We start from the raw sequence: 10037 nt of genomic DNA on the forward strand, positions 1-10037 counted from the left end.
GGTTGCGCCAAGGTGGGTCAGCTGCGCCGAAGCCGGACCGAGGGTCAGCTCGTGGTGCTTGGCCCAAAAGTACTTCTGCGCCGGTCCAGCCGAATCCATGCGCTTACCGGGCCGGCCGGAACTGATGCAGCACCAGGTCTTTTGAACCCGAACCGTCGAACGTCTCGTAGTAGACCTCGACCGGCATTCCAGGCGTCACGTCGGCCGGATCAATCCCGGTCACGTTGGAGATCAGCCGCACCCCTTCGTCGAGTTCCACCAGCGCGACGACATAGGGGTACTCGAAGAACGGGAACTTCGGCTCGTGCGGCATCACGTAGCTGTAGACGGTGCCGCGGCCCGATGACTCGATGGCCTCCCACTGCAGCGACCGGCAGTGCGGGCACATCGGGCGGGGTGGATGACGCAGCCGCCCACAGCCACCGCAGCGCTGGATCAGGAGTTTGTTCTCCCGCAACCCATTCCAGAAGAATTCGGTGTCCGGGGTGATCATCGGCGCCAGGCGGGCCGCCATCAGTTTGCCGGCCTGAATCGCAGCACTCGGAATCGCTGCCGCCCCAACACCTCGTCGTTCTGGTCGGTGTAGGTCGTGAGCCATGTCAGGAAGAACCCGGTGCCCAGCGCCGTCTTCTTCTCGTCGGAGACCGACTCGTAGACCGTCGTCGCGCTGATCACGTCGCCCAGCCTCGGGTACCGCTCGATTTCGAACTCCGAATTCGTCGCCACCGTGCTGGTATAGCCGGCTTCATCGAGGAATGCTGTTGGGTTGCTGTGGATCTCGATGGGTGCCCCGCCCCGCTCGCCGATTCCCTCCAGCTTCGGCGACGGCATCGTCCAGGTCTGCAGCATCACCGGTGGCGACACGATGCCGCCGAATCGCGACGACGCGGCAAACTCCGGGTCGATGTAGACGGGGTTCATGTCGGCCATCGCGTACGCCCAGTGCCGGATCATCGGCTGGTTCACCGGGTCCGGTGCCAGCGAGGGCTTCCCGGTGCCACCGGTGGGCTGGCCCACGAGGGCCCTCACCTTGGCGCTGACGGTGTCTGAGTCGGTCACTTACGTGTGTCCTCCTGACTAGAGGCGAGACCACCTATCCGACAGATTGGTGCGATCTGTCTCGCGGATTGTGTCTACTCTGACGCGGCCGCCGATGTCAACAGACCTGCGGGAGCTGCAACCTGCGGAAATCGTTGATCAAGGCGGTGATTGACGCCCGCGGCCCGCCGGGTGAACACTATGTCCCTAGATGATCGACGTCCGTGAGGAACGCAGATGACCGAGCTAACTACTCCGGAAACGCTTGTGGACGCCTACCGGCTTTACATCGACGGGCGATGGGTCGATCCGGAAGACGGTCGCTACGACGACGTCTCGCCGGTCACCGAGCAGACCATCGCCACCGCACCGGACGCGAGCGTCGCTCAGGTCAGCGGGGCGATCGCCGCCGCGCGGCGCGCATTCGACGGCGGGTCATGGGCAGCGTTGAGCCTCGAGGACCGCGCGCACTGCCTCAACCAGCTCGGCGAGGCGCTGATGAAGCACGCCGACGAATTCTTCGCGCTGTCGCAAGTGGAGTGGGGTTGCACGGCCAACGAGCGAGTGATGCAGATCGACGGCGCCGGCTTCTTGTCGATGCACGCCGCACAACTCGCCGTGCAATTGACGGACGAGGCGGTCACCGGGCTGGGAGCCGGCACGACGTTGCTGCGGCACGTGCCTCTGGGCGTCGTATCAATCCTGACGCCGTGGAACTTCCCGCACCTTCTAAACGTCATGAAGCTCAACCATGCGCTGGCGGCGGGCAACACCGTCGTTCTCAAGCCCTCGCCACTGACGCCGCTGGCCGGGCTGGCGCTCGCGCGAATCATCGACGAATACACCGACATTCCGCCTGGCGTGGTCAACGTCGTAACTCCCTCGGGCGTCGAAGCGGCCCGGCTGCTGACCACCGATCCGCGGATCGACATGGTCAGCTTCACCGGTAGCTCGGTCGTCGGTCGCCAGGTCATGTCCGCCGCGGCGGACTCCATGAAGCGGATCCTGCTCGAACTGGGCGGCAAATCGGCCAGCATCGTCTTGGACGACGCGCAGATCACAGATGCGATGCTCGAACAGATGCTGTTCGACAGCTGCTCGCTGCACGCCGGGCAGGCCTGCATCCTGCACAGCCGGCTGTTGCTGCCCGATTCCCTCCACGACGACGTCGTCGACCGCCTCGCCGAGCTGGCCCGGAATCTGAAGGTGGGCGATCCGGCCGACCCCGAGGTGCAGATGGGCCCGCTGATCAGCGCTGCCCAGCGCGAGCGGGTCGAGGCGCACGTCGCCGGGGCGCTCGATGAAGGAGCCAGGCTGGTGGTCGGCGGCGGGCGGCCCGCCGGTTTGGATGTCGGGTTCTATTTCGAACCGACGGTCCTCACCGGGGTCGAACCGAATTCGACTATCGCGCAGGAGGAGGTCTTCGGACCGGTGTTGTCGGTACTGCGCTACTCCAGCGACGACGACGCGGTCGCGATCGCGAACAACTCGCCGTACGGGCTCTCCGGTGCCGTGTGGGGAAGCGATGTGGACCGCGCCGTCGGTGTGGCGCGCCGCATCCGCACCGGTCAGATCGCGGTCAACGGGTGTGGTGCCGGGGGTGCGCCCTTCGGCGGTTTCAAGCTGAGCGGGTTCGGTCGCGAGGGCGGTGGAATCGGCGGGCTGCACCAGTACATGGAGCCGATGGCCATCGGGGTTCCCGCATGACGGGACCCGCCGGGTCATCGGCGAGCGGGTGCTCAACGCCTGAGCCGTGAGTCTTTGGTAAACGGCACGTCACATGCGAGGCTGCTGACATGGCCATCGAGATCGCCCGTCCCAAGCTTGAAGGAAACGTCGCCGTCGGCGAAGACCGCCAGATCGGCTTCGCGGAGTTCGGTGACCCGCAGGGCCGGGCCGTCTTCTGGCTGCACGGCACCCCCGGCGCGCGCCGGCAGATTCCCACCGAAGCCCGCGTCTATGCCAAGGAGCACGGCATCCGCCTGATCGGCCTGGATCGCCCGGGGATCGGCTCGTCGTCGCCGCATCGGTACGCGAACATCCGGGCCTTCGCCGACGACCTGCGCACGATCGCGGACATACTCGGCGTCGGCAACATGGCCGTCATCGGCCTGTCCGGCGGCGGCCCGTACGCGCTCGCGTCCGCCGCCGCGATGCCGGACCGGGTGGTGGCCGCGGGCATCCTGGGCGGCGTCGCGCCGTTCCTCGGCGACGAGGGGATTACCAGCGGCCTGATGAATTTGGGCAAGCGGGCGGCGCCGCTGCTCAAGCTCGGCGGCGATCCGCTGCGGATCGGCGCGAGCCTGCTGGTGCGGTCGATCCGCCCGGTCGCGAACACCGCGCTGTTCTTGTACGCCGCGGTGTCGCCCGAGGGCGACCGGCGCCTGCTCACCCGGCCCGAGTTCGGGGCCATGTTCCTCGACGACCTGCTCAACGGCAGCCGCAAGCAACTGGCGGCTCCCTTCAACGACATCATCCTGTTCACCCAGGACTGGGGATTCCGGCTCGACGAGGTCAAGGTCCCGGTCCGCTGGTGGCACGGCGACAGCGACCACATCGTCCCGTTCGCCCACGGCAAGCACGTCGTGGAGCTGTTGCCCGACGCCGAGCTGTTCGTCCTGCCGGGCGAGAGTCACCTCGGCGGGCTGGGCCGCGGTGAGGAGATCCTGGCCACCCTGATGAAGATCTGGGACGAGAAAGACTGACCGGTAAAGCCGCCGGGTAGCCTGCTGACGTGCTGCTGGCGTCCCTTGATCCTTCGGTCCTCACCGACACCGATATCGATGACGCGGTGCGCATCGACGGCACCGTGTTCAGCCGCAGCGACCTCGTCGGCGCCGCCACATCCGTGGCCGAACGGGTGGGCGGCGCGGGTCGCGTCGCCATCCTGGCCGCACCGACCGCCGCGACGGTGCTGGCCGTCACCGGGTGCCTGATCGCCGGAGTCCCGTTCGTCCCCGTGCCCGCCGACGTCGGCGCGGCCGAGCGCCGGCACATGCTCACCGATTCGGGTGTGCAAGCCTGGCTCGGGCCGCTGCCCGACGAGCCGGAAGGGCTGCCGCACATTCCGGTGCGGTTGCACGCCCGCTCCTGGCATCGCTATGCCGAGCCGTCGCCGGACGCCACCGCGATGATCATCTACACCTCGGGCACCACCGGGCTGCCCAAAGGGGTAGTGCTCAGCCGGCGGGCGATCGCCGCCGACCTCGATGCGCTCGCGGAGGCCTGGCAATGGACGTCCGACGACGTCTTGGTGCATGGCCTGCCGCTCTTTCACGTGCACGGGCTGGTGCTGGGGTTGCTCGGGTCGCTGCGGATCGGGAATCGCTTCATCCACACCGGAAAGCCGACGCCGGCGGGCTACGCGCAGGCCGCGACCGACCACGGCGGCACGCTGTTTTTCGGGGTGCCCACGGTGTGGTCGCGGGTGGTGGCCGACGAGACGGCCGCCCGCGCGCTGCGCCCGGCGCGGCTGCTGGTCTCCGGCAGCGCGCCGCTGCCGGTTCCGGTGTTCGACCGACTGGTCGGGCTCACCGGACATCAGCCCATCGAACGCTACGGCGCGTCGGAATCGCTGATCACGCTGTCCACCCGCGCCGACGGTGAGCGACGCCCGGGGTGGGTGGGGCTGCCGCTGCGCGGTGTGCAGACCCGGGTGCTCGACGACGACGGCGGACTGGTGCCGCACGACGGGGAGACGGTCGGAAAGCTCGAAGTTCGGGGACCGATGATGTTCGACGGCTACCTGAACCGGCCGGATGCCACCGCCGAGGCGTTCGACGCCGACGGCTGGTATCGCACCGGTGATGTCGCGGTGATCGACGGCGACGGGATGCACCGCATCGTCGGGCGCGAGTCGGTCGACCTGATCAAGTCCGGCGGCTACCGCGTCGGTGCGGGCGAGATCGAAACGGTGCTGCTCGGGCACCAGGGTGTCCAAGAGGCGGCGGTCGTCGGGATGCCCGATGCGGACCTGGGTCAGCGCATCGTCGCGTTCGTCGTCGGATCGGCCGCCGGCGACGAGTTGATCGACTATGTCGCGCAACAGCTTTCGGTGCACAAGCGGCCGCGTGAGGTGCGCATCGTGGACGCGCTGCCGCGCAACGCGATGGGCAAGGTGCTCAAGAAGCAGTTGCTGACCGACGGCTGAGCGGCCACTCAACGGGGCGGGCGTCCGGTCGGCCCGGCACCGAGACACGCAGCAATTTGCCAGCTTCGGCGCCGAGCGTCGCCGCGCAGCTTCACCTACCGTCGTAACCGTGTATCGACGCAACCGGATAGTGAGTGGCGCCCGTGGGTGAGGCCACTCGGTCCCTGGGCACCGCTGCCCCCGACGCGCGTACCCCCATGCGGCGGATCGCGGCGGCCTGTCTGGTGGGCTCGGCCATCGAGTTCTACGACTTCCTGATCTACGGGACCGCGGCCGCACTCGTGTTTCCCGCGGTGTTCTTTCCGCACCTCGGCCCGACCGTGGCCACCATCGCCTCGATGGCGACGTTCGCGACGGCGTTCCTGTCTCGCCCGTTGGGCGCGGCCGTCTTCGGATATTTCGGGGACCGGCTGGGCCGCAAAAAGACGCTGGTCGCCACGCTGCTGATCATGGGCGCGTCGACCGTCAGCGTGGGCCTGGTTCCCACCACGGCGTCGATCGGGATCGCGGCGCCCTTGATCCTCATCGTCCTGCGGTTGCTGCAGGGGTTCGCCGTCGGCGGCGAATGGGCCGGGTCCGTCCTGCTCAGCGCGGAATACGCGCCCGCCGGTAAACGCGGCTGGTATGGCATGTTCACCTCGCTGGGCGGCGGCACGGCGGGGATCCTGGCCAGCCTGACGTTCCTCGCGGTCAGCCTCACCATGGGCGAGAGCAGCCCCGCGTTCATGGAATGGGGATGGCGGGTGCCGTTCCTGATCAGCAGCGGGCTGATCGGCATCGCCCTCTATGTGCGGCTGAACATCGATGAGACGCCGTTGTTCGTGGAGGAGAAGGCCCGCAATCTGGTGCCCAAGGCGCCGCTGGCGGAGCTGGTGCGGCTGCAGCGGCGCGAGATCGTGCTCGTCGCGGGCTGCTTCCTGGGCGGCATGGGGTTCGTCTACCTGGGCAACACCTTCCTCGTCATGTACGCCCACTCGCACCTGGGCTATTCACGCAGCTTCATCTGGGGCGTCGGCGCCTTGGCCGGGCTGACGAGCATCGGGTTCGTCTCGTTCGGAGCATGGCTGTCCGATCGGGTCGGGCGCCGGCGAGTGATGCTGTGCGGGTTGGCCGCGTGTCTGCCGTGGGCGTTCGTGGTCATCCCGCTGATGGACACCGGTGACCCCGTCATGTACGCGGTCGCCGTCCTCGGCATGTTCGCCTGCGCGGCGGTGGCCAACGGCCCCACGGGGGCCTTCGTTCCCGAACTGTTCGCCACCCGCTACCGCTACAGCGGCGCGGCGGTGGCGATGAACCTGGCCGGCATCCTCGGCGCCGCCGTGCCGCCGCTGCTGGCGGGCACGTTGCTGGCGACCTACGGGAGCTGGGCGATCGGGCTGATGATGGCCACCCTGGTCGCGGCCAGCTTCGTGTCCGTCTATCTGCTGCCCGAAACCAGAGGGACCACGCTTGGCGCCGCCCCGGCCGCCGAGAGGGTCCCCGCCGACTTGTAGGTGCCTGCCTTCAGTTGGCGTGCAGGTCCTCGTTGAGGGCGATGCCCTGACCGCCGCGGGCCACCACTTCCACCGCCCCGCTCACCGAATTGCGGCGGAACAACAGGTTGTTGCCGCCGGACAGCTCGAGGGCCTTCAACGTTTTGCCTTCGGGCGTAATGACTTTGGTGCCCGCGGTGACATACAGGCCCGCTTCGACGACGCAGTCGTTGCCCAATGAGATGCCCAGGCCGGCGTTGGCGCCGAGCAGACACCGCTTGCCGATCGAAATCACCTCGGTGCCACCGCCGGACAGCGTGCCCATGATCGAGGCCCCGCCGCCGATGTCGGAGCCGTCGTCCACCACCACGCCGGCGGAGATGCGTCCCTCCACCATCGACGCGCCCAGGGTGCCGGCGTTGTAGTTGACGAAACCTTCGTGCATCACCGTCGTGCCCGGGGCCAGGTGGGCGCCGAGGCGCACCCGGTCGGCGTCGGCGATGCGCACCCCGGTCGGCAGGACGTAGTCGACCATGCGCGGGAACTTGTCGACGCCGTAGACCGTCACCGTTCCGTGCCGGCGCAGCCGCGCCCGGACCGCCTCGAAGCCCTCGACCGCGCACGGTCCGCGATTAGTCCAGACCACATTGGTCAATACCCCGAACAGGCCGCCGGCGTTCAGCCCGTGCGGCGCCACCAGTCGGTGCGAGAGCAGGTGCAACCGCAGGTACGCGTCGTAGGCGTCGGCGGCCACCTCGTCCAGCGAGCCGATGACCGTGCGCACGGCGACGGTCTCGGTGCCGCGGTCGTCGTCCCGGCCGATCAGCGCGGTCAGTTCCGGTGGAACGTCGGACAGCGCCAGCCGCGACGTCGCGCTGGTGCCGCCGGATTCGGTCAGTTCCGGTGCGGGAAACCACGTGTCGAGGATCGATCCGTCGGCGGCCAGCGTTGCCAGCCCGATACCTGCAGCTCCAGTCACGGCGGTCAGGTTACTTCGTGCGGTGCGTTCGGGTCCGCGCGCCCTGCCGCGGTGCGCGCATCGGCGGCCGCGTGGCGGTCAAAGACCCACGCGGACACGGCAATTCGGTGCAGCTTGGCGCGTGGTGCGCATTGTGGGCGTCCGGCTCGGCCGGTCCTAGCAGGTCAACGGCGTGAATTTCACCGATTCGGGTACGCAGCTTCCGGGGGTCGGGGGGATCGTCTTCTGACCTTGTCCCGGGTCCCCTCATCGCCGGTCCGCAGTGGCCGCCTGATTGCCCGAGGAGAAGAACATGTCCTTTGTCACCACCAGACCCGAGGCGCTGCTGACCGCGGCGAGCACCCTCGAAGGGCTCGGCTCGTCGATGGCCGCCCAGGACGCCGCCGCCGTGGCCGCCACCACGAGCATCGCCCCGGCGGCCGCCGACGAAGTGTCCACCCTGCAGGCCGCGCAGTTCTCGGCCTACGGCGCGTGGTACCAGCAGGTCAGCGCCCAGGCGAAGGCGATCCACCAAAATTTGGTGAACAACCTGAACAGCAACGCCGGGTCGTATGCAACGACCGAAGCCGCGAACCAGGTGACCACCAGGGCCCCAGCGCTGCCTGCCGCCGCACCGGCCGCCGACCCACCGCCCGGGGACGCTGCCCTCGGCACCTCCATCGAGTGGGGGCAGAACGTCGGCTCGGCCGCCTCGGACTTCATCACCTTGGGCGAGGGGCAATTCGCTCCCGTCCCCGGCGCGTCCGGGATCCCCAACCTGACGTCAGACGTCGGTGCGGCAGCGCCGGCGACCGCGTCCGCCCCGGCAACCCCGGCGGGCGTGGGTGCGGCGCCGGTGCTGGCGAGCGTCGGTCGAGGCCCGTCGATCGGTGCCCTGTCGGTGCCGCCCAGTTGGGCGGCAAGCGGTGTGCCCGCAGTGAATCCCACCGCCGCGACGCTGACGGTCGCGGGGTTTACCAGCGCCGCGCCCCACAGCGCGTCGATGACCACCATCCCGGGTGGCCTGCCGTCGATGGCCACCAGCGGGCGCGGGGGCTACGGCCTGGGCGCGCCCCGCTACGGCGTCAAACCCGTCGTGATGCCCACCCCGACCGTCTAGCACCCACCAAGTCTGAGAATAGGAGTCCCGCAATGACTTTCGATTTTGGAGCACTGCCGCCAGAGGTCAACTCCCTGCGCATGTACACCGGCCCCGGAGCCGCACCGATGATGGCCGCCGCGGCGGCGTTCAGCAGCCTGGCCGACGAACTGAGTACCACCGCCGCGGCCAGCCAGTCGGCGATCTCGAATCTGACCGGCGAGGAGTGGATAGGCCCGTCCTCGGCCGCGATGGTCACCGCCGCCGAGCCGTACATGACGTGGATGCACACCACCGCCGCCCAGCTGCAACAGGCCGCCGCACAGGCCATGGCGTCGGCGGCCGCCTACGAGGCGGCCTTCGCGATGACGGTGCCGCCGCCGCTGGTCGCGGCCAACCGGGCCCAGCTCGCTTCCCTTGTCGCGACGAACGTGCTGGGCCAGAACACCGCGGCCATCGCGGCCACCGAGGCGCAGTACGGCGAGATGTGGGCCCAGGATGCCGCGGCGATGTATGGCTATGCCGCGTCGTCGGCCGCCGCCGCCAGGCTAAGCCCGTTGACCTCACCGGCACCCACCAACAGCCCTGGGGGGCTGGGCGCGCAGACGGCGGCCACGGCGGCGCAGACGAGCGGGCTCCGCGGGGTCGTCTCCAACGTGCCCAACGCCGTGCAGTCGTTCGCCGCGCCGGCGGCCGCGCCGTCTGCATTGCCCGGCGCGGGCGCCGCGGGGAGCGCATTGGACAGCGTCCTCGGCGACCCCGTCGTGTCCAACGTCGGCAACGCCGGTTTCGACGTGGTGTCGTGGAACGTCTTCAACACCATCGTGTCCAACATCCTGTACAACCACACCCTCGACGTGGCGGCGTCCGGCAGCGTGGCCGGCAGTGTGGGCGGCGCGGCCGGCGGTGGCGCCCTGGTGAGCGCGGCGGCGCCGGTGAGCACCGCGGGCGCCGGTGCCGCACCGGTTTTGGCGAGCATTGGTTCGGCGGCCCCGGTCGGCGGGTTGTCAACGCCGGCCGCGTGGTCGGCGGCCACCCCACGGGTCCCGGCCGCGACCGTCGCGGGCACCGGGTGGACCGCACCGATCGAAGACCCGCACACCACGTGGGCGTCCGGCATGCCGGCGGTCGCCTCGGCGGGACGTGGCGGCTACGGCTACGGCATGGGGCCGCGGTACGGCGTCAAGCCCAAGGTGATGCCCACGCGGTTGCTCGTCTAGCCCACCGCCCCGATGGTGGCGACCCGCTGCGCCCGGCTCCGCCGCGCTGGCGATCGCCACGGACCCGATGGTGGCGATCCGCTGCGCCCGGCTCCGCCGC

At 69.3% G+C, this 10037-nt stretch carries 9 protein-coding genes; 6 read left to right on the forward strand and 3 right to left on the reverse strand.

Going from position 1 to position 10037, the window contains the following annotated elements:
- Positions 1-103: 103 nt before the first annotated feature.
- A complete protein-coding gene (locus A5688_RS07350; RefSeq protein ID WP_067835773.1) occupies positions 104-514 on the reverse strand; it encodes a Zn-ribbon domain-containing OB-fold protein in 411 nt (136 codons plus the stop codon).
- Positions 514-1059, reverse strand: coding sequence for an FAS1-like dehydratase domain-containing protein (locus A5688_RS07355; protein WP_067835775.1), 546 nt, complete (start codon positions 1057-1059; stop codon positions 514-516). The genes A5688_RS07350 and A5688_RS07355 overlap by 1 nt, the downstream gene beginning before the upstream one ends.
- 216 nt (positions 1060-1275) lie before the next feature.
- Between A5688_RS07355 and A5688_RS07360 the strand changes: the two genes are divergently transcribed.
- From A5688_RS07360 to A5688_RS07375, 4 genes are all read left to right on the forward strand, one after another.
- A complete protein-coding gene (locus tag A5688_RS07360; RefSeq protein WP_067913844.1) occupies positions 1276-2745 on the forward strand; it encodes an aldehyde dehydrogenase family protein in 1470 nt (489 codons plus the stop codon).
- Between the two features lie 89 nt (positions 2746-2834).
- A complete protein-coding gene (locus tag A5688_RS07365; RefSeq protein ID WP_067835778.1) occupies positions 2835-3743 on the forward strand; it encodes an alpha/beta fold hydrolase in 909 nt (302 codons plus the stop codon).
- 29 nt (positions 3744-3772) lie between these two features.
- Complete coding sequence (locus A5688_RS07370) at positions 3773-5188, forward strand: acyl-CoA synthetase (RefSeq protein ID WP_067913847.1); 1416 nt, start codon at positions 3773-3775, stop codon at positions 5186-5188.
- Positions 5189-5385: 197 nt separating this feature from the next.
- Positions 5386-6681: an MFS transporter gene (locus A5688_RS07375; RefSeq protein WP_067913861.1), complete on the forward strand. Its 1296-nt coding sequence runs from the start codon at positions 5386-5388 to the stop codon at positions 6679-6681.
- A gap of 10 nt (positions 6682-6691) precedes the next feature.
- On the opposite strand, the gene dapD is transcribed toward A5688_RS07375, so the two are convergent.
- Positions 6692-7648, reverse strand: coding sequence for a 2,3,4,5-tetrahydropyridine-2,6-dicarboxylate N-succinyltransferase (gene dapD, locus A5688_RS07380; protein ID WP_120312126.1), 957 nt, complete (start codon positions 7646-7648; stop codon positions 6692-6694).
- 283 nt (positions 7649-7931) lie between these two features.
- Here dapD and A5688_RS28305 point away from each other — a divergent pair, with 283 nt between their 5' ends.
- Entirely contained in the window at positions 7932-8738 is an 807-nt protein-coding gene (locus tag A5688_RS28305; RefSeq protein ID WP_067913850.1) for a PPE family protein, SVP subgroup, read from the forward strand.
- Positions 8739-8770: 32 nt separating this feature from the next.
- Positions 8771-9937 (forward strand): PPE family protein, encoded by a 1167-nt coding sequence (locus A5688_RS07390; RefSeq protein WP_067913852.1) that lies wholly within the window; start codon positions 8771-8773, stop codon positions 9935-9937.
- Positions 9938-10037 lie beyond the last annotated feature (100 nt).

The organism is Mycobacterium mantenii, assembly GCF_001667865.1.
Taxonomy (GTDB): domain Bacteria; phylum Actinomycetota; class Actinomycetes; order Mycobacteriales; family Mycobacteriaceae; genus Mycobacterium; species Mycobacterium mantenii_A.

What these genes read in the sequence shown, in the direction of transcription:
- A5688_RS07360 (WP_067913844.1), top strand. Translation starts at nt 1,276, where the DNA reads ATGACCGAGCTAACTACTCCGGAAACGCTTGTGGACGCCTACCGGCTT.
- A5688_RS28305 (WP_067913850.1), top strand. Translation starts at nt 7,932, where the DNA reads ATGTCCTTTGTCACCACCAGACCCGAGGCGCTGCTGACCGCGGCGAGC.
- A5688_RS07390 (WP_067913852.1), top strand. Translation starts at nt 8,771, where the DNA reads ATGACTTTCGATTTTGGAGCACTGCCGCCAGAGGTCAACTCCCTGCGC.
- A5688_RS07350 (WP_067835773.1), bottom strand. Translation starts at nt 514, where the DNA reads ATGGCGGCCCGCCTGGCGCCGATGATCACCCCGGACACCGAATTCTTC.
- A5688_RS07365 (WP_067835778.1), top strand. Translation starts at nt 2,835, where the DNA reads ATGGCCATCGAGATCGCCCGTCCCAAGCTTGAAGGAAACGTCGCCGTC.
- A5688_RS07375 (WP_067913861.1), top strand. Translation starts at nt 5,386, where the DNA reads ATGCGGCGGATCGCGGCGGCCTGTCTGGTGGGCTCGGCCATCGAGTTC.